The sequence below is a fragment of the Magnetospirillum sp. genome (genome assembly GCA_027532905.1).
In the GTDB taxonomy this organism is placed as follows: Bacteria; Pseudomonadota; Alphaproteobacteria; order CACIAM-22H2; family CACIAM-22H2; genus Tagaea.
This window is the reverse complement of sequence record JAPZUA010000006.1, coordinates 137,324-161,893: the sequence shown is the minus strand read 5'-3', so window position 1 is coordinate 161,893 and position 24,570 is coordinate 137,324. Positions and strand designations below refer to the sequence as shown.

The window sequence follows — 24,570 nt, the reverse complement described above, 5'->3', positions numbered from 1 at the left end:
ATCTTTTTGTTCAATCGCCGCAAGCGGCACGAATATACCCGACTACCCAACGCGGGTTTTCGGTGTATCTGGAGGAACGATGCCCGACGTCATTATCAACGGGGCCGACGGCCGGTTGGAAGGCCGCTTCGTCCAGGGGCCGAGCGAGCGTGCACCCATCGCGTTGCTGCTGCATCCGCATCCCCAGCATGGCGGCACCATGCACAACAAGGTCGTCTATACGTTGAACCAGGCGTTCCTCAAGGGCGGCTTTTCGACGATGCGCTTCAATTTCCGCGGCGTGGGCCGCAGCCAGGGCGTTTACGGCCGCGGCGAAGGCGAATTGCAGGACGCCGCCTCGGCGCTGGATTGGCTGCAGCAGACCAACCCGAACGCCGCAAGCTGCTGGGTTGCCGGCTTTTCGTTCGGCGCATGGATCGGCATGCAGTTGCTGATGCGCCGGCCCGAGATCGACCGTTTCATCGCCGTGGCCCCGCCCGCCAACGTGTTCGATTTCACGTTCCTCGCCCCGTGCCCGTCGTCGGGCCTCATCGTGCAGGGCGACAAAGACGAAGTCGTGCCCGAGGAATCGGTCGTCAAACTCGTCGACAAGCTCGCCAAGCAGCGCGACATCCGCGTGGACTACCGCGTGATCAAGGGTGCGAACCACTTCTTCACCGACCGGCTCGACAAGCTCGAGACGATGGTGAACGAATATTCGAGCCAGCCCGTCCCCATCCCGCCGCCCCCGCCGCCGCCGCCGCCGCCGCCGGTGCAGGTCGACAAGAAGCTGCCCTCGCCGCTGCCGCCGACGCAAATCTCGGCGCGCACGACCGCGCGCAATGCCGCCGCCGCCAAGGCCGACGCCAAAGCAGAGGCCAAAGCGCCCCCGGCCAAGGCTTCGGCAGCAAAAGCCGCCGCCCCCGCCAAGCCCGCACCGGCCAAGCCCGCGCCGGCCAAGACCAAACCGGCCGCCAAAAAGCCCGGCAAGAAATAGCTGCCTCGCGCAATGACAGCGCGACGCGTGCCCCTTTATAGGTGGCACGCGCGCGTGCTAAGCCCGCATCCGCCATGACAGAGCCCAAATCCGACTTCCTGCGCGAGGCCAAGGCCCGCGGCTTCGTGCACCAGATCACCGACGAGGCCGCCCTCGATGCGCGGCTTGCGAGCGGCACGCCGCAGGTCGCCTATATCGGCTTCGACGCGACGGCCGACTCGCTGCACGCAGGCAGCCTCGTGCAGATCATGCTGCTGCGCCTGTTCCAGCGCACGGGCCATCGCCCGCTGGTGCTGATGGGCGGCGGCACCACCAAGATCGGCGATCCGTCGGGCAAAGACACCGCGCGCAAATTGCTGACCGAGGCGGACATCGCCGCCAACATCGTCGGCATAAGGCGCATCTTCGACAAGTTCCTCGTCTTCGGCGAAACCCAAGCGCTGTCGGCCGACAATGCCGAATGGCTCGACACGCTTGCGTACATCCCGCTGCTGCGCGACGTCGGCCGGCATTTTTCGGTCAACCGCATGCTGACGATGGACTCGGTCAAGACGCGGCTCGAGCGCGACCAGCCGCTGTCGTTCCTGGAATTCAACTACATGGTGCTGCAGAGCTACGACTTCGTCGAGCTTGCCAAGCGCTACGGCGTGGCCCTGCAAATGGGCGGCTCGGACCAGTGGGGCAACATCGTGATGGGCGCCGAGCTCGGCCGCCGCATGGCGGGCCTCGATCTGTTCGGCCTTACCACGCCGCTGCTGACGACCGCCTCGGGCGGCAAGATGGGCAAGACCGCCGACGGGGCGGTGTGGCTCAACAAAGAGCGCCTGTCGCCGTTCCAATATTACCAATACTGGCGCAACACCGAAGACGCCGACGTGACGCGCTTCCTGAAGCTATTCACCGACCTGCCGCTATCGGAAATCGCGAAACTCGAAAAGCTTGCCGGTGCGGAGATCAACGAAGCCAAAAAGATCCTGGCCTTCGAAGCGACGAAACTCTGCCACGGCGGCGACGCGGCCACCCAAGCGGCCGAGACCGCACGCCAAACCTTCGAACAAGGTGGCTCAAGCGAAGGCCTGCCGACGGTCGCGGTCCCGCAAGCCGAACTCGCGGCGGGAATCCCGATCTTGGACCTATTGGTGCGCGCGAACCTCGCAACGTCGAAAAGCGAAGCCCGCCGCCTCGTGCAAGGCAAGGGTGCCAAACTCAACGACGCGATCGTCGAAGACGACACGCTGCGCGTGACGGCAGACGCGCTGTCGCAAGACGGCACGCTCAAACTGACGGCCGGCAAGAAGCGGCATGCGTTGGTGAAGCTCGGCTGAGCCGCGCCTAGCGATCCTTGGCGTGCCAGAGCGTGAGATCACCGCCCAGCCAAGACTGGAACTGCGGGCGTCGGTCGCCCAATGCCGCCGCGAATTCGGGCCTAGCGAATTCGCCCGCGTAAATCTCGACCCATGCCATGTCGTAGAACCTGGAGAAAGGCTCCTGCGTTTTGCCCGTGCGCGCTTCGAACGCCGAGGGATCCACATAGGCATCGTGCGTCCGCTTGGCGAGGCGGTGGAACGGCCCGTCGGCGGCACCCGCCAGATCGACGCCGTTGGGCCGCGCCAGAAACGCCGCCAGCGCCAGCGGCCCCAGCGTGAAGCTGTGATAGTGCAACGCTTTCGCACCGCGCAGAACTTCGAGCGGCAAGAAGCCTTGCGCATCGACCTGGTCAAGCGTCAGGCGAATGCGCGAAATTCCCCAGTGCCAGGTCGCTTCGTCGCCGACGGCGAGCGCCAGCGCCATCGCGCAGATCCCAGCCCAGGTCGCGTGGTTGTTGAGCTGCATCGAAGGGGCAGGTCCACGCCCCGGCGGCTTGTCGTAGGTTTCGCGCAAGTGCGGCAGATAGCGCGCGAACCAGGTGCGCACGCGGTCTTGCGCGGCTTCGCTGTATTCTTCAGCAGAAACGATCTTTAGATGTGCTAACGCCAGCGCACAGAACATCCATTTGCGCTCAAACCCGCCTTGGATATTGACCTGGCCGAGGGTCGAATCCGCCTGAGCCATCGCATCGAGAATCGCGACTGCACAAGACGCGTGACGCGCGTCGGCAGGCACGCTTTGCGCCCAGCGGTCCGCGCTCGACGTTAAGTTGCGACTGATCGCCTCGATCGGCCGCACCAGCGCGTTGCGCGCTTCCAGCCGGTCGCGGTCGATCCGGCTGTAGATCGGCGGATCGGCATAGAAATCGGGCACCACGAGATCGCGCGCCGGCGGCGACATCGCTGGGCATTGCGCGTTGGCGGGTCCCGGTTTGCCCTTGCGCGCGCGTAGCGCTGCGACCTCGTAAGGATTGGCAAAACGGGTCGGCACTAGGGCAAGACCAACGGGTACGGCAAGCGACGGGACCGCAAGCATCGTGGCGGACGCGGTCAACAAGGTACGGCGGGAAAAAAGTTTCATCCGCGCAAGGCTAAGCGGCGAACCGCACGCATGCAAGCGACCGCAAACGGCCGCATTACAGCACGTTATGTCGCAATTCTTCGCATTCGCATGCCGCCTCTTTAGGCTGCGGGATCGCAAATGATGCAGCTGATTTACGCCGCGTTGGAAGCCACCGTCCGAACCGGCAAACGCGCAATAGCGCGCCCCGCCTTTTTCGCCGCAAGGCTGATCTCATACGCCCGCTGCAGATTGAGCCAGAACTGCGGACCGGTGCCGAACCAATGGCCGAGCCGCAACGCCGTGTCCCCTGTCACGGCGCGCGTGCCCGCAATGATCTGGCTCACACGATTGAGCGGGCACTGCGATCTGGCGCGCCAGCGCCGTCGGCGAAACGCCCATCGCTTCCAACTCCTCCTTGAGAACTTCGCCCGGATATACGGCGCGCATCAACATCGTCTCGTCCTCGCTCCTCAACGGTTGCACGCGGTCCCAACATTGTCGGGGCGTGCAGATTTCCCAATACGACGATCCATCACAGCCGTCAGAGCATTTTTCTTTTATAACCTAGATATGCTATATTACCTTTATGAAGATTGCTCGATTCAATCAGCTGGAGACTTCAAATTCGGGGCGCAAATGTAGCGTCCACCAAATCCCGTGCGATTCGTCTTCTGAATTATTATTTATCAATTACTTGGCTAAAAAAATGTCGCGCGTATGTCGCGTCTATGTCGCGCAAGTGGCGCATGGATGCCGCGTCAATGTCGCGCAGATGTCGCTTGGAACTTTCAAGCAACGTACCAGGGTCGATGGCGCCAAACAGGTGTCAGCGCACGTTTTCGTTGGTGATGTAGGGATCGACCGGCGGGCCGTCGGTGGGGCCGTTGGCGGAACCGCTGCCGGGGCCGCCCGAGAACACGCCGAACAGGCGGCGCAGGAAGCCGGGCGTGAGGGTCGAGAGCGGATTGATGCTCGTCTGCACGTCGGCCATCGCCCCCGAGGCACGGTAGTTGGCCGCGAACACGCCCGAGCCGCGCTCGCCCACCAAAAGCTGGCCGATCAGCGGAATGTTGCCGAGGATCGAGTTGACCGCATAGGCGGGCACCAACGTGCCTTCGAGGTCCATCGTGTCGGCTGCCAGATCGACCTGGCCGCGCGCGGTGATGCCGAGTGCGGCCCCATGCATGCGGCCGTCCTTGATCTCGATCTTGGGATCGGCCCAGGCAATGTCGGCATCCAGGCGCCGGAAGCCAATTCCTTCGCCGCGCAGAGAGTCGAGCACGCCCGTGAGCAAAGCCACCGACAGGAGCCGCGCGAAACCCGGCGCATTGACGACGCGGAATTCCTCGATCGCGATCTTGCCCACGATCGCGCGGTCGGCGCGGGCCGGGTCCTCTTTGCCGTCGATGCGCAGCGTGCCGCCGACGACGTTGGGCGTGATGTCGAGGGCCGCCAGCAAGGCGCCGGCATCGTCGGCGGCGGCTTTCAGCGTCAAAAGCCCGTCCGCACCGGGCACGATCGAGACGACCAGATCGCTGTTCGCCACCGCCCGCACGCGCGCCGGCGTTTTGGCGGTGATCTCGAGCTGCAGCCACCGCAGGTCGTCGCGATGGCCGTGCAGCGAAAAGCCGAACAGATCGCGCCCCTCGCCCAGAGACACGCGCGCAATGTCGAGGCCCAAGCGCAGCCCCGGTCGGCCGGGGACCGGCGGCGTCTTGTCGGCCAAAAAGGGCTGGGCATCGAAGAAGGCACCCTTGCCTTCGAACGCATTGGTCGTGAGGCCGCCCGCGCGCGCGGGCGCCTCGCGCTTGATCGCGGCCGTATCGAGATCGATGCGGCCCGCCAGCAGCAGGCGCTGCAGGTCGGCGGCTTTGAACGTGCGGCCGTCCGGTTCGAACTCGATGCGGCCCTTGGCGGCAAGCCCCTCGCCCGCCAGATCGAGCCGTTCGATCGTGCGCAGAACGTCGCGCTCGAGGCGCAGATTCATCGCAAGCTTGGTGCCGGATGTGGGCGGCCGCGACCAGTCGATTTCGGGGACGGTGAAATCGACGCCCGCCAGATCGAGCTCGAGGCCGATGTCGCGCTTGCCGTCGCGAAACGCTCGCGTGGTCATCGCAAGGCCGACGGGGCCGACCGCATAAGGTGCGAAATCGAAGCCGAGCCGGTTGACGGTGCGGGTGGAGACGGCAGCCGCCCGCGCGGTCGCGGTTTCGACCGGGCCGTTGGTCGCTTCGAACTCGCGGCGATAGACGATCTCGGCATCGGCCCCGGCAAGCCGCACAGGCCCGCGAATATCGAGGCCCTTGGCATCGACGCGGAAGGTGAGCGTGCCGTTTTCGATGTCGTTGCCGAGGATCGCGTTGCGCTGCGTGAAATTGGCGACCCGGCCGCTCGCCACGACCGCGATGTCGTCGAGCTTCAAGGCCGCCAGCAACGGGAAGCGCGCGACGATGCGCATGTCGGCGGCCCCGCCGAAACTTTCGGGCTGCTCGCCGATGCGCTTCAAGAAACCGAGCGGCGCACGGTCGACGAGCTGCAGGGCTTCGAGTGCGGGGCCGACAACCGGCACCTCGATCGCCGCATATTGCAAGGCTTGGTCGAGGCCGGTCAGCGTCATGCTGCCGTTGCCCACCTGCAGGGCGCCGATGGCACCGCCGCTCGTGCGCATCTCGAGGCGCTTGGCGTCCATCGTGGCCCTGCCGGCCACGCCGCGCACCGGCGGCAGCCCGTCGATGAACGTCACGGCCGCCCCTTCGACCGAAAACTCGAAGCGCAGTTTCTCGACGGCGGCTTTGTTCCAGTCGGCAGTGGGCCCGCGCAAGGAAAGCTCGGCCTTGGCCGAGGGGATGCGCCCGCCCGCGATGTTTTCGGCGATCCAGGTTCGCGCATTGGGGCTCGCAAAAAGCGGCCACAGGCGTTTGAGTTCGTCGGTCGTGAGCCCTGCGATATCGACCTTGGCGTCGAGCTGGGCACGCTGGAACGGCGACGGGATTTCGGCGGTCGCGTGGATCTCGGTCGCCCCGACGCGCAGCACGAGATCGTCGAGATCGATGCGGGAGAGATCGCCCGCCAACGTCGCCCGCAAACCCACCCGGTCGAGCGTCACGGCTTGCGCGAACCAGCTGCGGTCGCGCAGCTGCAGCCCGTCGGCGTCGAGGGCGAGCGAAACGGGGCCGAGCGTGCCGTCGAGCGTCAGCGTCGATCGCAGATCGAGCCGGGCGGTGGCGTCGATGTTGCGCAAGGCAGCCAGGCGCGGATCGAGGTCGGCCAAGGCCGCCACATTGATCGCACCGGCCGCAACCGAAAACGCGATCGCAGAATCGGCAACGCGGTAGAGCGCGTCGACGTCGAAGCGCAGCCGTTGCGCCCCCAGCACGGCGGGCAAGGTGGCCTGCAAGCCGATGCCGCCGCCGTAGCGGCGCAGGGCCAGATTGGCGCCTTCGACGCCGAAGCGCAGGCCGCTTGCCGCATCGTCGATCGCGATCGTGGTGTCGGCGAAAACCGCTTCGGCAAGCAGGCCAAGCGGCCGATTCGTATCGGCAGGGGCCGCAAGTTCGGCGATCAAAAAGGTCACGAAGCGGCTGCCGCCTTCGGGCGGTACGGCCTCGCCGCCTGCTTCATTGGCATCGGCGGCGGGCGGCGCATCCTTCAGCTGCAGCTGGCCATCGGCGGTGCGGACGAGATTCAAACGCAGGCCCTGCAAGCGCAAAGCTTCGGGCTGGATCTCGCCGTGCAGCAGCCGGTTGATCGACAGCGACAGCCACGCCTCGGGGATGTGCACGATCTCGGCGCCGTCGCTTGCCAGCACGCGCGTATCCAAGACGCGCAGTTGGATCGAGCGGCTGCTGGCCGACCAGTCGAGCGAGGTGTCGCCCACGTCGATCGACATGCCGCTGGTGCTGTCCTGCAGGGCCGCTTCCAGCAAGGGTGTGACGAACGGCACCGTGATCGGCCCCACCGACAGGCGCCACAGCAGCACGCCGGTCGCGATCAGCAGCAAGGCCGCAAGCGTGCCGACCAGTTCGAGGAACAGGCGGATCGGGTGGCTCATGGTGCGGCTTGACCCCACGACAGACGTCGGGCCAACGTATCGCCGGGCGCAAGACTGGCTTTGCGCCGCCACAGATCAGAACGGATTCGCCGCATGGCGTCAGTGTACCCCGGATTTGCGGCAGCGAAATGGCCGCTTGCATCCGATGCGGAAGCCGCCGCCCGCGCCTTCGAGCGCTGGCCGGAAGCCTTGGACGAAATCGCCGACAAAACCGCCAAGCGCGCGGCCCTGGCCCTCGCCGCCAAGCCGCCCGGCCGCACGGCTTTTTCGGCGTTGTTCGGCAACTCGCCGCATCTGGCCGGGCTCGTGCTCGGCGATCCGGAATTCGCCCTCCGGCTGTTTGCCAAAGGCCCCGACGTCGCCTTCGCCGCCGCCTGCGATCTTGTCCGCCGGGATTTCGCCGATGCGGGCGATATGGTCGTCCTCATGGCGGGCTTGCGCCAGTTCAAGAAGCAGGCCGCCTTGGCGATCGCGGCGGCCGACATTGCGGGCGTGTGGCCCCTGGCCAAGATCACGGCCGCGATTTCGACCGTCGCCGACACGGCATTGCGTTTGGCCTGCCGCTTCCTGTTGCGCGAAGCGGCCCGTCGCGACGGGCTTGTGTTGCCCGATCCGGCGGATCCGGAAAGCGGCAGCGGCCTTGTGGTGCTGGCGATGGGCAAGCTCGGGGCGGGCGAGCTCAACTACTCGTCCGACATCGATCTCATCCTGCTTTACGACGCCGAACGCGCCAAAGGCCCGGACCCGGACGAGCTGCAGGCCGTGTTCGTGCGGCTCGCGCGCAATCTTGTGAAGATCATGGAGGCGCGCACCGCCGACGGCTACGTGTTCCGCACCGATCTGCGGCTGCGCCCGGATCCGGCGGCAACCCCGCTCGCCCTTTCGACCTTGGCGGCCGAAACCTACTACGAGAGCATCGGCCTCAACTGGGAGCGGGCGGCAATGATCAAAGCCCGCGTGGCGGCCGGCGATGCCGTTGCCGGGGCTCGCTTCCTCGCCGCGATCCGGCCCTTCGTGTGGCGCAAGCATCTCGACTTCGCGGCCCTTGCCGACATCCACCAGATCAAGCGCCAGATCCAGGCCTATCGCGGCGGCGAAACCGTGGCCCTGCACGGCCACGACATCAAGACCGGCCGCGGCGGCATTCGCGAGATCGAGTTTTTCGCCCAGACCCAACAGCTCGTGTGGGGCGGACGCGATCCGGCGTTTCGCGTGCCCGCCACAGTACCCGCACTCGAAGCGCTCGCCGCATCGGGGCGCATCCCGCCCGCGGTTCGCGACGAGATGACGGAATGCTACGTCTTCCTGCGCACGCTCGAACATCGCCTGCAGATGCTCGACGACGAGCAGACGCAGAAGCTGCCGACGACCGACGCCGAATGGCGGCGGCTGTCGATCTTCATGGGGTTTGCCGACGAGGCGGCGTTTGCCGACAGGCTCAAGCGCACGCTCGACAGCGTTGCCGTCGCCTATTCGAACCTGTTCGAAGAGCCCGACGCGGCGGCCGCAAGCGATGCGGCCCCAAGCCTCATGTTCGGCGGCCCTGAGGACGATCCGGCCACACTTGCGGCGCTCGAAGCGCTCGGCTATCGCGAGGGTGCGAAGATCGCCAACGCAGTGCGCGGCTGGCATGCCGGGCGCTATCGCTGCACGCGCACGCCGCGCGCACGCGATCTGCTGGTCGAACTAGCCCCCCGTATGGTCGAAGCCTTCGCGCGCACGCCGCAGCCCGATGCGGGCTTCGTCCGGTTCGACCGCTTCCTCGAAAAACTGCCGGCGGGCGTGCAGCTCTTCTCGCTTTTCCAGGCCAATCCGTCGCTGATCGATCTTGCGGCCGAGATCATGGGGACGGCACCGCGCCTTGCCGAGGCCGTCGCCACCCACGTGCATCTGCTCGATGCGGTTTTGAGCCCCGGCTTCTTTTCGCCGCCGCCCGGCAAGGCCGCGCTGGCCGCGAGCCTGGCGGCAGCCAACGCCCAAGCCCGCGACTTCCAGGACCGGCTCGACATTGCGCGCCGCTGGCAGCACGAGTTGCAGTTCCAGATCTGCGTTCAGCTGCTCAAGCGCACACTCGACGCCGAGGCCGCCGGTGCGGCCTTGAGCGATCTTGCCGACTGCACGCTCGCAAGCCTGCTCGCCGACTGCGCGGCGGAATTCGCACGTCTGCATGGCCGCCTCAAAGGGGCAAGCTTCGTAGTCCTCGGCTTGGGCAAACTCGGCGGCCGCGCGTTGACGGCGACGTCGGACCTCGATCTCGTTCTCGTCTATTCGCATCCGGCCAAACTCGAAGAATCCGACGGCGTCAAACCGCTGTCGCCGTCCCATTATTTCGCACGGCTCGCAAGCCGGTTTGTTTCGGCCCTCAGCGTGGCGACGGCCGAGGGTGCCCTCTACGAAATCGATTTGCGCCTGCGCCCGCAAGGGGCCAAGGGGCCGCTAGCCTCCGAGATCGGCGGCTTCTCCGACTACGTCGCGGGCGAAGCCTGGACCTGGGAGCATATGGCGCTCACGCGCGCGCGCTTCGTGTGCGGCGATGCGGGGCTCGGCGCGCGCGCCCTTGGCGCCATCGCTGCGGCGCGCAACCGCAAGACGGCACCGGCTAAACTCGCCGCCGAAATCGCCGACATGCGCCTGCGCATGGCGGGCGAACGGCGGGCCGAGACGGTTTGGCAGATCAAGGATTGGCGCGGCGGCCTCGTCGATGTCGAGTTTCTGGTCCAGCATGCGCTGCTCGCCGGTGCCGCCAAAGCACCCGACGCGGTCGACCCGCATCTGCCGACCGCGATCGCCAATCTCAAACGCAAAAAACTGCTGGCGGCCGCCGACGCCGATCTGCTGCACGCGGCCCAAACACTCTATGCCGAAATCCAAGCCGTGCTGCGCCTCACGCTCGACGACGATCTCGACGTGGCGAACGCCCCGGCCGCCCTCAAGACGCTGCTCGCGAAGGCCGCAGGCACGGTTGACTTTTCCGCGTTGGAAGCCAAGCTGTCTCGAACCACCCAAGACGTGCGCGCCTTGCTCGCCAAGCGTCTTCCGGGTGCTGTTTGATATTCTCGAGGAGTCCGCCATGGCCGCAAAGAAAAAGACCGCCGCGAAAAAAGCCGCCCCCGCCGCCGAAGCACCGGCGCGCGGCCCCAAGGTCGGGAGCAAGGCGCCCGCCTTCGCGATGCCGGTCGTGGGCGGCGGCGATGTGTCGCTCGCCAAGCTCAAAGGCAAAACGGTCGTGCTCTATTTCTACCCGAAAGACGACACGCCCGGCTGCACCAAGCAAGCTTGCGGCTTCAACGACATGCTGATGCAGTTCAAGAAGCTCGACGCCGAAATCGTCGGCGTCTCGCGCGATGCGATGAAGAGCCACGACAAATTCGCGGTCAAATACGGCCTCAAATTCCATCTCGCCTCCGACGAGGACGGCAAGACCTCGACCGCCTACGACACCTGGGTCGAGAAGAGCATGTACGGCCGCAAATACATGGGCATGGAACGCTCGACCTATCTGATCGACAAGACCGGCACGATCCGCAACGTGTGGCGCCCGGTCTCGGTCACCGGCCACGTTGAAGAGGTGCTGGCAGCGGTCAAAGCGCTCTAGAGTCTAGAACTCGAGCGTATAGACCGCCTGTGCGCCGAAGCTGTGCGTGGTCGCCTGCCGTGTCACGTCGCCGAAGGCAGGGACCGCGCGCGTCTTGCGGTAGCCCACACCTAGGGTCAGATCCTCAAGCACCTTGTAGAGCAGATTGGCGGCAAGCTGCCGGTCTTCCTGGTTGAAGAACGTGCCGGCCGCGGCTGAGCTGTTCGCGTCGTCGAACCGGCGCGTCATGCGGCTCGCGACGAAGGTGAAATCCTGCCAAGTGAAGATCGCCGCCGTCGTAAGATACGTGCGATCCTTGAACTGATTGCCCAAGCTCGGATCGGCGTTGAACACGTCCGTGAAACGCGCCCACTCGACGAAGGGGGTCACGACCACGTCGAGCGGTAGGCCGATCTCGTAGCGCGCCCCTGCGACATAGCCGTGCGAGTCGCGGCTGGCGACCGGGCCGTTGCCGGCATCAAGCGTCAAAGGCTGGCGGGTGCCGGCCCGCAGATAGCGATAGCCCGCCCCAACCATGAGCCCTTCGAGATTGGCGGGATCGGCAAGCTCGTACTGGACGGCGAGCGATTGGGGCGCATTCGTGTTGCCGGGGCCGCCATAGACGAGGCGGTTCTGGCCCAGGCGCTGCGTCGTCGACAGCGGGCCTTGGCCGGGACCGTAGGCCGGATTGTTGAACGCCGCCCGCGACAGGAACGAATTGTCGAAGAAGAAAGCGGCGACGTCGACCTTGTGCTTGCCGTAGGCAGCAAGATCGAGCGCGTAGCCGCCGCCCGCACCGATCGCCTCTTTCATCTGGTAGTCTTTGGCGAATTCGTTGGCGTAGAAGCCGGGCAGCTTGGCGTCGTCCCAGCCCATCCCAAAGGCGGGATTGAATTTCCCGGCATAGAGCCTTGCGGCATCGAGATCGAGATTGGCCGAAAGATTCTCGATATACATGCCGTGGCCGCCGAAGGTGCGGCTCTCGGTCGGAAACTTGATCCGCTCCCAATGCAGTTTGGTCTGCACGAAGAAGTTCCGGTTGAAAAACAGCTTCGCGACCGCCTCGGCCTCGCCGTAGGTGTCGGTCAAGACCGAACGCGCGTTGCTGGAGCGATAGTTGCGATCAACGCCCAACTTGAGCGTGACGTCGGCATCGACATGCGCCCCCTCGCCATGCGCGTGCTGGGCAAAAGCAGGCGACGCGGCGGCCAGAAGGCCCCCAACACAAACAGCAACGGCAAGGACACTCGAACGCATGGGCGGCTCGATTTGTTATACTATAACATAGTGGCCACAAGCCGAAGCCGTCGTCAACCGGCCTAATTCAGATCCTCGACTGGGGCCGTTCCGCCTTTGAGGCGCGAGGCGAGCGAGGCCTCGAGGAAACGGTCGATGTCGCCGTTCAACACGCCTTGCGTGTCCGACGTCTCCTCGCCCGTGCGCAAATCCTTGACCATCTGGTAGGGCTGCAGCACGTAGGAGCGGATCTGGTGGCCCCAGCCGATGTCGCTTTTGGCCTCGTGCGTGGCGAGGGCGGCAGCTTCGCGTTTGCGCAGTTCAGCCTCGTAGAGGCGGGCCCGCAACATCTTCCAAGCACGGTCGCGGTTCTTGTGCTGCGAACGCTCGGTCTGGCAGGCGACGACCGTGTTGGTCGGGATGTGCGTCAAGCGGACCGCACTCTCGGTCTTGTTGACGTGCTGGCCGCCGGCCCCCGACGAGCGATAGACGTCGATGCGCACGTCGGCTTCGTTGATGTCGATCTCGATGTCGTCTTCGATGGCCGGGAACACCCAGGCCGAGGCGAAACTCGTCTGCCGACGGGCGTTCGAATCGTAAGGCGAGATGCGCACGAGCCGGTGCACGCCCGATTCCGTCTTGAGCCAGCCATAGGCGTTCTCGCCCGAGATGCGTAACGTGGCCGACTTGATGCCGGCTTCTTCGCCGGGGCTTTCTTCGAGATACTCGGTCTTGAAGCCGCGCTTTTCGGCCCAGCGCAGATACATGCGCACGAGCATCTCGCCCCAATCCTGCGCCTCGGTGCCGCCGGCCCCGGCATGGATTTCGACGAAGGCGTCGTTGCCGTCCGCCTCGCCCGACAGCAGCGCTTGCAGGCCGCGCTGTTCGGCCTCTTTCTTCAGCGCAACGAGCTGGTTTTCGGCGTCGGCCACCACGCCTGAATCGTTCTCGGCCTCGGCCAATTCGATCAAGCCCACCGCATCGTCGAGCTTGGCTGTCATGTCTTTGACGGCCCCCACGGCCGCTTCAAGCTGCTTGCGCTCGCGCAAGAGGGCCTGGGCTTTTCGGGGGCTGTTCCACAGTGTGGGGTCTTCGGCGAGCGCGTTGAGCTCGTCGAGGCGTTTTAGGGCGCGATCCCAGTCAAAGAAACCTCCGCAGCAAAGTCAGCGACTGCTGGATTTCTTCGGCGACGGCGGCGATTTCGGCACGCATGTGGGAAACTCCATTCGAACAGGCTTTAGCGAGAAGCACTTGGGGCTATACGAACTCGCCGGATTCTTTGCAAGCTCGGCGACTTCGTGCTTCCCTTGCGACAAAGCCGATCCAAGCCGGAGGAACCGCCCGATGAATCTTGCCGCCAAACTCGCCGCCCGTGCGGCCGCAGGCAAACCCGTGACCGTCGGGCTTATCGGGGCCGGCAAATTCGGCACGATGTTTCTGGCCCAGGCCCGCAAAACGGTCGGTCTCCATATTGTGGGCATTGCCGATTTGTCGCCGCCGCGCGCGCGTGCGGCCCTTGCGAGCTGCGGCTGGGCGGAAGAGCGGACGGCCGCAACTTCGCTCGGCCAAGCGATCGACAAGGGCACGACGTTCGTCACCGACAATGCCGATGCCGTGATCGACCATCCCGGCATCGAAGTGATTGTCGAGGCGACCGGCGATCCACGTGCAGGCATTCGCTTTTGCTTGAACGCGATCGCGGCGGGCAAACACATCGTGATGGTCAATGTCGAAGCCGACGTCGTCGCGGGCCCGCTCCTCGCCGCCAAGGCGCGCGCGCAAGGCGTGGTCTATTCGCTGGCCTACGGCGACCAACCCGCCCTCATCTGCGAACAGGTCGATTGGGCGCGGGCCTGCGGCTTCGAGGTCGTGTCGGCCGGCAAAGGTACGCGCTACCATCCCGACTTTCACCGCTCGACGCCCGACACGGTGTGGGCGAATTTCGGTTTTTCCGACGAGATGGCCCGCAAAGGCGGCATGAACCCGAAGATGTTCAACAGCTTCATCGACGGCTCGAAATCCGGCATCGAGATGACGGCCGTGTCGAACGCGACGGGCCTGCTTGCCCAAGATGACGGTCTCGCCTTCCCGCCCGTCCCCGCCCCGGACCTTGCCAAAATCTGCAAGCCCAAAGCCAAAGGCGGCGTGCTCGACAAAGCCGGCACGGTCGAAGTCGTCTCCTCGCTCTATCGCGACAAGACGCCCGTACCCAACCATCTGCAATGGGGCACTTACGTGGTCGTCGCCGCCGACCACGAGTACGTCCGCCGCTGTGCGGCCGAATATTGCATGCTGCCCGACGAAACCTGCGAGCATATGGCGCTCTACCGGCCGATCCACATGATCGGCCTCGAGATCGGCATCTCTGTCGCAAGTGCCGCACTCCGCAACGAACCGACCGGTGCCCCGCTTGCCTTCCATTCGGACGTCGCCGCGACGGCCAAACGCCCGCTCAAAGCCGGCGAAGTGCTGGACGGCGAAGGCGGCTATTGCGTGTGGGGCAAACAAGTGCCCGCCACGCGCTCGCTCGAGAAGGGCTTTCTCCCGCTCGGCCTCGCAAGCCACGTCACGCTGAAACGCGACATCGCCGAGGGCGAGCAGATCGGCTGGGCCGACGTGGTCTACGATGCGACCGACCATGCGGTCAAAATCCGCCGCGAGATGGAAGCGGCGTTTGCCCGGCCCAACAGCAAAGCGGCCGAGTAAGCCCGCGCGGCGCAACATCTGCGCGACATAGACGCGACACAAGCGCGACATCCACGCGACCTAGACGCAACCTTTTTGGCCGTCTTACGCGACATTTTTCTGAAGACACGTCTCTAAGCGCTTGATTTTCCGAGACCCGAAGATCGGGCAATGCGACAGTCGCACTGAAAAAATTGCGACGCGTCCGTGCTGCCCAAACTCCTCATTCACAATTTCAAACAGCACCGCTGGAACGTGTTTCCAACTTGCGAATACACTACAAGAAGAAAATGAACAAAACAAGAATATTCGAGCGTGCTTTTGCACCAAGGCAGGACGGGCGCTTGCACGTGGTATTACTGGGTAATACTTTTGATTATTGCGTTTTCCCGAGAGAATGCCCATGACCGTAAAATCTTCGATTTCGCTGACCGACGATCAGCATTCCTTCGCCAAGCACCTTGTCGAAGCCGGTCGCTTTCAGAGCGTGAGTGCGGTTCTGCAGCAGGGCGTCGAGCTTCTGCGCCGGCAGATGGAAGCCGACGACATGGAGCGGGCCGCCCTCGCCGAACTGCTGGCCCGACGCCGTGCGGGCAAATTCGTTTCCGGCAAAAAAATGGACGAAAATCTGTCCCGACTTGTCGCCAGAAAGCGTCGGGAACATGGCGTTCAAGATTGAGTTTTCGGCCGACGGCGCGCGCGATTTCGAGGCGATCTTCGACCATCTTTTCGCAAGCTATGTCGGGTTCGGCGAAAGCGCCGAACAAGCTTTGGATCACGCAGCTCTGCGGATTGCGGCGATCCGACACGCGGCCGCCACGCTCGCCGCATCGCCGATGCGCGGCACGCTTCGCGACGACGTTCTACCGGGTGTGCGGCATATCACCATCGATCGCGCCATCTACTGGTTCGACGTCGATCCAGCAGCCAAGCGCATTCGGATACTGGCGATCTTCTTCGGCGGCCAGGACCTTGTTCGCCGTATGCTCGTTCGCCTGTTGCGCGACGACGAAGCGGTCAAATAAAGCGATCCTCGATGTGGGTGCGCCGTCGGGAGAGATGCCCCCGGCGCCTCACGCCTTCGGCTTCAGCGAGAACATCGCAAGTGCGCCGTCTTCGCCCCCGCCGGCGGCGTGCCAGCCGTCGCTCGAGAACGCAAGATTGCGGATCGGTTTTGCGGTCTCGCTCGGCTGGCGCAAGGTGAGTTCGCGTTTGCCGTCGAGATCGCCGAGGCGAATCGCTCCGTTTTCGTAGCCGCCCAACAGGAAGGGCGCGTCGGGGTGCACGGCAATGCCCGTCATCGTCGCCCCGTCGCCGAAACCGAATTCGAGCGGCGGCTGGCCTTCCGGGCCCTTGCCCGAAAAGTCCCACGCCACGAAGCAATCGGCCGCATCCGACAAGAGCCAGCGCGCATTCGCCGTGAACACGAGCTGGCGCACTTTCACGCGGTAGCCCGCCATCTGCATGTCCTGGCCCGTCGACAGGCGCCAGACATGAATCGCGTTGTCCTGCGTCGTTGTCGCCAAGAATTTTCCATTCGGCGCATAGCGCACCTGGATGTGGCTGCCCTTCCAAACGAGCGTGCGCGGTTTTTCGTCCGGGCGCTTGCACTGCCAAATCGACACGCCGTTGTAGTGGGCTGCCACGAGGCGGCTGCCGTCGGGGCTGAAATCGAGCGCCGCCACCGTACTCGGATGCGGGCCCAGGATCGCAGGCGCCGAAGCACCCGGCATCCACAGATGCACTTCTTTGCCGGCAACGGCGGCAAAGGCACCCGATTTGTGCGCCGCCAGCACTTCGATCCAGCGGCCTTTGACTTGGCCGATCTCCTGCGTGGCACCGTCGCGCGCCGTGCGCACGATGCGCCCGTCGTCGCCGCCGCTCAAAAACGAATCGCCGTCCGGGTGGGCCGCGAACGACAGGATCGCCCCCTTGTGCGGCTGGGCGGTCGCATCGCTTTCCTGCATCACGCCGATCAGGCGCACGGCCCCGGCTCCGGTAGCGGCGGCCAGGATCTCGCCGTCGCGCGTGAAGGCAACGCCACTTACGTAAGCGCCCAGCGTGAATTCGCGCAGCGGCGGCAGCTCGTTTTTGGGCTCGGTCATAGGCAGCGTTCCGGTTCTTCGGCTAGATTGGGGCTGTCCTGTTTAGCGATCCCGCCGGTTCGAGGCCAGAGGCGACATTGAGCACCCGCACACCCCGCCCTGCCGCCATCGCCGTTCTCGAACATGCCGGCAAATTCCTGCTCGTGCGCCGCGCCAACCCGCCCGATCCGGGGCGCTGGGGCTTCCCCGGCGGCAAGATCGAATGGGGCGAGACGGCAGCCCAAGCCGCGGTGCGCGAACTTGCCGAGGAAACCGGTATTGTGGCCGCGGCCGTCCGCGCCTTCGATTGCGTGGACGTGATCAAGCCCGACAGCCAGGACGCCCCCGGCCATCACTATGTGCTGGTGGCGGTCGCTTGCCGCTACGTGTCGGGCGAGGCCGTTGCGGCCGATGATGCGGCGGCAGCCAAATGGGTCTCTCTTTCGGAAATCGAAGCAAAATCAATGGATTTCCTGGATCAGGTTGCGCGCATCGCCCGCCGGTCGCGCGCCCTGGACGGGGACCTTGTTTAGCCCACAAGAAAAGCTTATAGTAAGAGTATGCAACTCGGCGTTTATGCTCAGACCTATGGGATCGGCCGTTCGGTAGCGCTGCAGGCGCAGATCGCCAATTCCCAGCAGCCAACGACCCCCACGCCGCAGCAGCAAGCGGTGCTGGCTTCGGCTGTCGCGGCCCAGCGCACGGCGCCGGCCCAGCAGACCCAAATCGCGTCCGCCCCGCAAGCCACGGGCCGCGTCGAAGCCGCCCGCGAGGCGCGCAGCGGTACGGATACCGCCGCCGCCAACGACACGACCGCCAACGCGCTCGAGGCGAATACGTCGCGTCTGGCCGTGCAGCCGCGCGGCTCGCGCGTCGATCTTTACACGTAAGATTCGCGCGCGAGCGCCGGACGCTAGCTCGCGCGCAGGCGCGAGACGAATTCCTCGACTTCGGCTTTGAGGCGGTCGGACTGGCTCGACACGGTCTGCGTGGCGGCGCCAAGCGATTGCACCGCAGTTCCCGTCGCCTCGGCCGCATCGGTCACGTGCACGATCGAACTCGAAACGACCTGCGAGCCGCGCGCGGCTTCCTGCACGTTGCGCGAAATCTCGGCCGTCGCGGCCCCCTGCTCCTCGACCGCCGTCGCGATTTCGGCTGCCGTGCCGTGGATCGCGCGGATTGCGTCGCCGATGGCGCGGATGTCGCCGACGGCCTGCTGCGTGGCCGACTGGATTTCGCCGATCTGACGCGAGATGTCTTCGGTCGCTTTGGCCGTCTGCGTGGCGAGATTCTTGACCTCCGAAGCGACGACGGCAAAACCCTTGCCGGCGTCGCCCGCGCGCGCGGCCTCGATCGTGGCGTTGAGGGCCAGAAGATTGGTCTGGCCCGCGATGTTGTTGATGAGTTTGACCACGTCGCCGATTTTGCCGGCCGCTTCGGCAAGCGTTGCAACCGTCGCGTTCGTCGCTTCGGCCTGGGTTACGGCAGCGCTCGCTGCGGCGGCACTGTCGCCCACGCGGCGCGCGATTTCGCGCGTCGAGGCCGAAAGCTCTTCTGTCGCCGCCGCGACCGTCTGCACGTTCTGCGTGGTTTCGCCGGCCGCGTTGGCGACGTCTTGCGCGCGCGACCGCGTGCCGTCGGCCGTGCGGTTGAGATCGGCGGCGGTACCCGACAGATCGTGCGCAGAACGCGCCAGACTGGCGATCACGTCGCGCACCGAACGGTCGAGTTCTTCGGCGAGGCCCGCGCGCTGGGCGCGGCGCTCCTCGGACGTGCGCGCTTCAAGTGCCGCACGCTCGGAAGCGATGCGCGCGTTTTCCTCCATGCGGTCGCGGAACACGGCCAACGCCGCTGCCATGCGCCCGACCTCGTCGCTGCGCCCAAGCCCCGGGATGGCGGCTTTGGAATTTCCGGACGAGATTTCCGCCATGGCGCTTTCCATTGCCACGAGCGGGCGGAACGAGACGCGCACGGCGATCCAGATCAGCAGGCCGGTCAGCGCCAGCGCCACCGCACCGGTCAGCGTTGCGAGCTCGACGATACGGTCGATCGCAGCGGTGAAATCCGCCTCAGGAATACCGACGAACAGGATGCCGATCGTCTTGCCCGACGCGTCTTTGATCGGATCGTAGGCCGTGAAATAGGGCTGGCCGAGAATGATATTGGGGCCGCGGAAGGCCCGGCCGTCGCGCAGCACCGTGTCGTAGACGGCGCCAGGTGCGAGCTTGGTGCCGATCGCGCGCGTGCCGTCGGGGCGCTGGATGTTCGTCGTAATGCGCAGATCGCCCAAGAAAACGGTTGCCACGCCGCCAACAGCCGCCTTGATGCGGTCGACGGCCGCCGTGTCGCCGTTCAGTGCCCGGTCGCCCAAGAGCAGGCGCTCACCATCGACCGAAAAGACGCTGCCAGCCCCTGCCCCGAGAAACTCCCACGCGACGCGCATGTTGGCGTCGAGCTGTTTGAGGCCTTGGCGATGCAGCTCGCGGTCGGCGTCGCGCATCGTCGCTGCCACCGTCGCGGCGAGTGCCACGGCCGCACACAAGATCGCCAGCATTGACAGGCGGGTGCCGATGGAAAGGCGCGCCAGCAGGCGCAGCGGATTGAAAGCGGCAGCGGAAAGTTTTTTCACAGCAGGCTCCAGGCGGGGGGCTTAAGATTGCCGACTCTGCATTTTGCAATGCAAAACGGGAACACGCGCCAATGTAAGCGCGCAAATATTAACAATCTGTAAAAGGTATTGCTCAGCCGCCCAGATTTTTGCGCAGGATCTCGGCCATGCGCTCCGGCGTGGTTTCGTGCGTGAAATGCGCGCGATAGGTGCCGTCGGGGCCCATCAGATACACAAGCGACGTGTGGTCGACGAGATATTCGCCGCCACCCGGCGGTGTGGCCTTGCGGTAGAACACGCGATAGGCCTTGGCCGCTTGCGCTACTTGGGCGGCACTGCCGGTGAGGCCCCACAGCCGCTCGTCGACGGCGGCCACATAGGCCGCCATCTGCTCGACCGTATCGCGCTCGGGATCGACGGTCACGAAAACCGGCTGCACGCGCGCGGCGAGCGGGCCGATCTGGTCGAGCGCTTCGGCCATCGCCACGAGGGCTGTCGGGCAGGCATCGGGGCAATAGGTGAAGCCGAAATAGATCAGCGCGAATTTGCCGCGCAGATCGGCTTGCGTGCGCGTGCGGCCGTTCTGGTCCACGAGTTCGAACGGGCCGCCGATCGACGCGGACGTGACTTGGGTCCCTATGTCGCTGGGTGCCCACAGATGAACGGCCCATGCAGCGCCGAGCCCCAGGATCAAACCCACAGCAAGCAGACGGATGGTTTTAAGCAGACGCGATGCGGGCATGGGCATTTGCGCTTTAGAGGAGCCCGCGCACGGCGGAAGCGACGGCGACCGTGCCCTCGCTTGCGTAGGCTTCGTGGTTGGCTTCGATGTCGGACAGGCGATAGAGATAATTGACCATGAGGCCCGCCGATTGTTTGAGGCCCTTGGCCGAACAGTCGGCACACCAGTTCAAACGTTCGACGCGCGCCCCGTTCGACAGATGGAAATGCGCCACGGGATCGAGCGCGTTGCCGTTGCTGCGCTTGGTTTCGAGCAGATACTGTGCGCAAGCACGCGACAAGGGGGCTTGGAGGGCGGCGCGCAAGGCGGGCTTGTCGATCCAGCTTGCGTCGGCGAGGGCGCGCTTCAACGTACCCTTGTTGGCCGATGCCGGTTTTTCGCCGGGCTCGGCCAAGGCTGCGGCCAGCGCCTTGCGCTCTTCGGCCAGCAGCAGGCGCGGCATGCCCTCGGCGATGCGCGCCTCGAGCCAACTACGGAAACCCGGAATCGGCGACAGAGTCGCGAAAGTTTTGAGATTTGGGAACTCGGCCTTCAGCGTTTCGACCACGCGCTTGATGAGGAAGCCGCCGAAGCTGATGCCGGCAAGGCCGCGCTGGGCGTTGGTGATCGAATAGAAGATCGCCGTGTCGGCGGCTTTGGGGTCGCCCAAGGGAGCTTTGTCGTCGAGCAGATCGTGCACGTTGCCCGCGAGCCCCTTCACCAGCGCCACCTCGACGAAGATCAACGGCTCGAGCGGCATGCGCGGATGGAAGAACGCAAAATAGCGCCGATCGCTGTCGAGGCGGTTTTTGAGATCGGCCCAGTCGCGCACGGCGTGCACGGCCTCGTAGGCGGCCAAGCGCTCGAGGAGGGCCGCCGGGCTCTCCCAGGTGATGCGCCGCAATTCGAGGAAACCCAGATCGAACCAGGCCGAAAACAGCTCGTGCAGATCGCTTGCAAGGGCGGCGAAGGCCGGATCTTCCTTGGCCCATTCGGTCAATTCGGCGCGTCGATCGACGAGGAATTTGACGCCCTCGCCCATCGCCGTGAAATGCGCGAGCAGGCGCGCGCGCGGCGGATCGAGGGCGGCGCGCAACGCGGCTTCGGCCTTGCGCACGGCTTTGGCCTCGCCGCTCTGCCAGGCTTTGAGCGCTTGGGCGGCCGCATCGGCGGCGGCCGCACGGTCGATGTCGAAGTCGCTCGCCAGCAGTTGCATGAAGCGTTTGCGGCCCGCGATCGACAGGCCGAGATAGGTCTGTCCCAATTCGGCCGCGCGCGCGCGGGCACTGGCTTCGCCGCCGCGCCCGACGAGACAATCGAGCAGGCGCGCGCGCAACAGCGGCAGATCGGCATCGACAAGATCGGGACTCGCGATGCGCGGGGCGCCGACGGCGGCCATCGCCCCGGTCGAGAGGCCGCGCCAAGCCTGTTTGAGGCGGGCGACAAAACGCTGCGGCGTGCGGACATCGGTCATGGGATGCAGTGTCGCTTGCCGGCTTGCGGCCTGCAAGTGGCGTTACGAAGACGACTTTAATTCAGGCGGCTTAATTCAGGCGGGTGGCCGGATCGGCCACGTCGGCGCGCAGGACGCGCTTGATCTCGTTCCAATCCTGCTCGGGCAGATCGGACAGAATCTCCTTGGCCGCACGCCAATCGCCGGCATCGTCGGAACCGACCGCGCGCGCAAGTGCGCGGCAGGCGACATGCTGGTCGCCCAAAACGGCCTCGGCAGCTTTGAGAAGCGGATGTTCCAAGCTTCGTCCTTCCCGATGCCCCTGCGCGTGCTGCGCAGGCTCGCTGTACAGGTGGGGCCGCGTGCAGTTGCACACAAGAGCGAATCTTCAAACGCCGTCAGATTCTGTCGGAAAATCGAAAGAAGCCGACGGTTTTGCGGTACCAAGATGCGTATGCGCCGCCAACTCAGCCAAGACGCGGGGCAGGCATGCAGCGAGGTCATCGGCAACGAGACCGAGGCCAGCGGTACGCGCACACGCGGCGTGCAAGAACACCGCAGCCGAAGCCGCTTCGAAACTCGGCATGCCTTGCGCCATGAGCCCGGCCACGAGGCCTGCAAGCACATCGCCGGCCCCGGCTGTCGCAAGAAACGGCGGCGCGGTGTCGCAGATGCTCGCACGCCCATCCGGATGCGCCACGACCGTGTCGGCTCCTTTCAGCAGCACGACCGCATTGGCGCGCTTGGCGGCCGCGCGCGCGCGCGCCAAACGGCTGCCGGCAAGATCGGGGAACAGCCGCTTGAACTCGCCGTCATGCGGCGTCAGCACGGCATCTTGTGCGAGACGCGCGAACAGGGCGGCCGGCGCTTCGGCGAACACGGTCAACGCATCGGCATCGAGCACGCATCTTTTGTCGGCCGCGAGAGCCGCTTCGACGCGTGCACGGCACGCCGCGTCGGCCCCGTTGCCGGGCCCGAGCAGCACGCAATTGCGCCGTCGATCGGCCAGCAGGCCCAAAAAATCGGCGGACGTGTCCATCGGCCGTACGATGAGGGCTGCGAAATCGGCGGCGTAGATCGGGATCGCGTGCGTCGGGCTTGCGAGCGTGACGAGCCCCGCCCCGACGCGTGCTGCCGCGCGTGCGGCGAGCCGCGCCGCCCCCGTCATCGCGCCGCCGCCGACGACGAGCACTTGGCCGCGCGTGTATTTGTTCGAATCAGCAGCCGGAACGGGAAATGCGCCAGCCCACAAAGCCGGGCTGTTGCGAAATGCTGTCGGCGCGATCGCGTCCAATATGCTTGCCGACATGCCGATATCGGCGACGATCGTTTCGCCGCACAAAGCACGGCCCGGATAAAGCAGGTGTCCGGGCTTGCGCCGGAAGAAGGTGACGGTGAGTGCCGCCGGTGCGGCGACGCCGAGCACTTCGCCCGTGTCGCCCGCAACCCCGCTCGGCACGTCGATGGCCACGATCTTGCGCCCCGCCAAAGCCGCAACGAGTTCGGCCGCACGCCCATCGAGCGGGCGCGACAGGCCCGCCCCGAACAGCGCATCGACGAACAAGCTCGCGCGCGCCAGTGCCGCAGGCTCGGCCGCTTCGGTCGGCCCGGTCCAGAGTGTTGCCATATGTTCGGCGTCGCTGCCGCCGCGCGGCGGCGACAATTCGGCCACATGCACGGGCCATCCCGCCGCCGCAAGATGGCGCGCCACCACATACCCGTCGCCGCCATTGTTGCCGGGCCCGCAAAGTACGAGCGTGTGCTGGCGCTTGAAGCGCGCTTCGATATGGCGTGCGACGGCCGCCCCCGCTGCTTCCATGAGCGCCGTCCCTGCAATGCCGGACGCGATCGCGGCGCGGTCGGCCGCCGCCATCTCGGCACAGGTCAAAAGCGCTTCGATTTCCGCCCCCTCAATTTCCATCGCCATCTCCGCAATGATGCCATATTGGACGGGCAATAGAGAGAGCGCATGTCGAAACGATCCCCCCTTGCTCGCCGCACGCTGCTGCAGGCGGCGGCCGCCTCGGCCCTGGTGCCGCACAAACTCGCCGCCCAGAGCGATGCGGTCGACGCCGCAATCGTGCTGGCGGTCGATTCCTCGTCGTCGGTCGATATGGACGAATTCTATCTGCAGATGGAGGGCTACGCGGCGGCCCTGCGCCATCCGTCGCTTGCCGAGGCGATCGGCAGCGGCAGGCTTGGCGCCGTCGCCCTCTATTTCTTCGAATTCGCCAACGCCAAAACCCATCTCGTCAATCTCGACTGGCGGCGCTTGGCCACAAGCGCCGATCTCGAGGCTTTCGCCAAAGAGCTCGAGGGTGCCCCGCGCCTTGTCGTGGGCGGTACCACCGCGATCGGCGACGCGATCGACTTTGCGCACGATGCGCTCGACGCATGCCCATTTGCGCCTGCGCGCCGCGTGATCGACGTGTCGGGCGACGGCGCTTCGAACGCGGGCCGCGACGTGCGCGCGGCGCGCGCCGACGCACTCGTCGCCGGCATTGCAATCAACGGCCTGCCGATCCTCAACGAGGAGCCGGACCTCGAAGCCTTCTACCGCGCGTTTGTAATCGGCGGCCCCGGCGCTTTCTGCATCCCCGCACGCGACTATCGCGACTTCCGCGAAGCGATCCGCGACAAGCTCGTGCGCGAGATCAAACTGGTTTCGTGATCGCAAAACGGAGCGTATGAGCGCCGGGGCGTCGCGCAAGTATTTCAAGCGTTCCATTACGTCGTACTGCTTCTATAATTT

At 65.5% G+C, this 24,570-nt stretch carries 19 protein-coding genes and 2 pseudogenes; 10 read left to right on the top strand and 11 right to left on the bottom strand.

What is annotated here, in order from left to right; translation table 11 throughout:
• Nucleotides 1–79: 79 nt before the first annotated feature.
• Together O9320_19420 and tyrS are read left to right on the top strand one after the other, a co-directional pair.
• Nucleotides 80–697, top strand: a pseudogene (locus O9320_19420) (alpha/beta hydrolase).
• Between the two features lie 353 nt (nt 698–1,050).
• The gene (tyrS, locus tag O9320_19415) at nt 1,051–2,301 is read left to right on the top strand and encodes a tyrosine--tRNA ligase (protein ID MCZ8313022.1); all 1,251 of its coding nucleotides are present in this window, start codon (nt 1,051–1,053) and stop codon (nt 2,299–2,301) included.
• A 7-nt stretch (nt 2,302–2,308) separates the two neighbouring features.
• Here the strand turns inward: tyrS and O9320_19410 are convergent, their stop codons facing one another.
• The 3 genes and pseudogenes from O9320_19410 to O9320_19400 all read right to left on the bottom strand — a co-directional run bounded on the left by O9320_19410 (nt 2,309) and on the right by O9320_19400 (nt 7,457).
• Nucleotides 2,309–3,424, bottom strand: coding sequence for an alginate lyase family protein (locus O9320_19410; GenBank protein MCZ8313021.1), 1,116 nt, complete (start codon nt 3,422–3,424; stop codon nt 2,309–2,311).
• Between the two features lie 134 nt (nt 3,425–3,558).
• A pseudogene (locus O9320_19405) lies at nt 3,559–3,853 on the bottom strand (HigA family addiction module antitoxin).
• A 379-nt stretch (nt 3,854–4,232) separates the two neighbouring features.
• Entirely contained in the window at nt 4,233–7,457 is a 3,225-nt protein-coding gene (locus O9320_19400) for an AsmA-like C-terminal domain-containing protein (protein ID MCZ8313020.1), read from the bottom strand.
• Nucleotides 7,458–7,550: 93 nt separating this feature from the next.
• Between O9320_19400 and O9320_19395 the strand changes: the two genes are divergently transcribed.
• Nucleotides 7,551–10,508, top strand: coding sequence for a bifunctional [glutamine synthetase] adenylyltransferase/[glutamine synthetase]-adenylyl-L-tyrosine phosphorylase (locus tag O9320_19395; protein MCZ8313019.1), 2,958 nt, complete (start codon nt 7,551–7,553; stop codon nt 10,506–10,508).
• 19 nt (nt 10,509–10,527) lie between these two features.
• Entirely contained in the window at nt 10,528–11,052 is a 525-nt protein-coding gene (locus tag O9320_19390; GenBank protein MCZ8313018.1) for a peroxiredoxin, read from the top strand.
• 3 nt (nt 11,053–11,055) lie between these two features.
• Here the strand turns inward: O9320_19390 and O9320_19385 are convergent, their stop codons facing one another.
• Complete coding sequence (locus O9320_19385; protein MCZ8313017.1) at nt 11,056–12,288, bottom strand: hypothetical protein; 1,233 nt, start codon at nt 12,286–12,288, stop codon at nt 11,056–11,058.
• 62 nt (nt 12,289–12,350) lie between these two features.
• Nucleotides 12,351–13,479 (bottom strand): peptide chain release factor 2 gene (gene prfB, locus O9320_19380; GenBank protein ID MCZ8313016.1). Its coding sequence is split into 2 segments (ribosomal slippage): nt 12,351–13,409 and nt 13,411–13,479, totalling 1,128 coding nucleotides; the frame shifts between segments, so codons are not numbered across the junction.
• Between the two features lie 132 nt (nt 13,480–13,611).
• On the opposite strand from prfB, the gene O9320_19375 reads away from it, so the two are divergent.
• From O9320_19375 to O9320_19365, 3 genes are all read left to right on the top strand, one after another.
• Nucleotides 13,612–14,973 carry a Gfo/Idh/MocA family oxidoreductase gene (locus O9320_19375; protein MCZ8313015.1) on the top strand — a complete coding sequence of 454 codons (1,362 nt, stop codon included), beginning with the start codon at nt 13,612–13,614 and terminating at the stop codon, nt 14,971–14,973.
• Between the two features lie 382 nt (nt 14,974–15,355).
• Nucleotides 15,356–15,631, top strand: a complete 276-nt coding sequence (locus O9320_19370; GenBank protein ID MCZ8313014.1) for a type II toxin-antitoxin system ParD family antitoxin — start codon at nt 15,356–15,358, stop codon at nt 15,629–15,631.
• Nucleotides 15,615–15,977 carry a type II toxin-antitoxin system RelE/ParE family toxin gene (locus O9320_19365; GenBank protein MCZ8313013.1) on the top strand — a complete coding sequence of 121 codons (363 nt, stop codon included), beginning with the start codon at nt 15,615–15,617 and terminating at the stop codon, nt 15,975–15,977. The genes O9320_19370 and O9320_19365 overlap by 17 nt, the downstream gene beginning before the upstream one ends.
• 48 nt (nt 15,978–16,025) lie before the next feature.
• Here the strand turns inward: O9320_19365 and O9320_19360 are convergent, their stop codons facing one another.
• Nucleotides 16,026–17,057 (bottom strand): hypothetical protein, encoded by a 1,032-nt coding sequence (locus tag O9320_19360; protein ID MCZ8313012.1) that lies wholly within the window; start codon nt 17,055–17,057, stop codon nt 16,026–16,028.
• Between the two features lie 77 nt (nt 17,058–17,134).
• Here O9320_19360 and O9320_19355 point away from each other — a divergent pair, with 77 nt between their 5' ends.
• Nucleotides 17,135–17,569, top strand: coding sequence for an NUDIX hydrolase (locus O9320_19355; protein MCZ8313011.1), 435 nt, complete (start codon nt 17,135–17,137; stop codon nt 17,567–17,569).
• A gap of 27 nt (nt 17,570–17,596) precedes the next feature.
• Nucleotides 17,597–17,926, top strand: a complete 330-nt coding sequence (locus O9320_19350) for a hypothetical protein (GenBank protein ID MCZ8313010.1) — start codon at nt 17,597–17,599, stop codon at nt 17,924–17,926.
• 23 nt (nt 17,927–17,949) lie between these two features.
• Here O9320_19350 and O9320_19345 read toward each other — a convergent pair whose 3' ends face one another.
• From O9320_19345 to O9320_19325, 5 genes are all read right to left on the bottom strand, one after another.
• On the bottom strand, nt 17,950–19,665 hold the full coding sequence (locus tag O9320_19345; protein MCZ8313009.1) for a cache domain-containing protein: 1,716 nt from the start codon (nt 19,663–19,665) through the stop codon (nt 17,950–17,952).
• 112 nt (nt 19,666–19,777) lie between these two features.
• Entirely contained in the window at nt 19,778–20,386 is a 609-nt protein-coding gene (locus O9320_19340) for an SCO family protein (protein ID MCZ8313008.1), read from the bottom strand.
• Nucleotides 20,387–20,399: 13 nt separating this feature from the next.
• Nucleotides 20,400–21,839, bottom strand: a complete 1,440-nt coding sequence (locus O9320_19335) for a malonyl-CoA decarboxylase family protein (protein ID MCZ8313007.1) — start codon at nt 21,837–21,839, stop codon at nt 20,400–20,402.
• A 70-nt stretch (nt 21,840–21,909) separates the two neighbouring features.
• Nucleotides 21,910–22,119 carry a hypothetical protein gene (locus O9320_19330; GenBank protein ID MCZ8313006.1) on the bottom strand — a complete coding sequence of 70 codons (210 nt, stop codon included), beginning with the start codon at nt 22,117–22,119 and terminating at the stop codon, nt 21,910–21,912.
• 87 nt (nt 22,120–22,206) lie between these two features.
• Complete coding sequence (locus O9320_19325; protein ID MCZ8313005.1) at nt 22,207–23,745, bottom strand: NAD(P)H-hydrate dehydratase; 1,539 nt, start codon at nt 23,743–23,745, stop codon at nt 22,207–22,209.
• A gap of 42 nt (nt 23,746–23,787) precedes the next feature.
• Here O9320_19325 and O9320_19320 point away from each other — a divergent pair, with 42 nt between their 5' ends.
• Entirely contained in the window at nt 23,788–24,489 is a 702-nt protein-coding gene (locus tag O9320_19320) for a DUF1194 domain-containing protein (GenBank protein MCZ8313004.1), read from the top strand.
• The last annotated feature ends 81 nt before the right edge of the window (nt 24,490–24,570 follow it).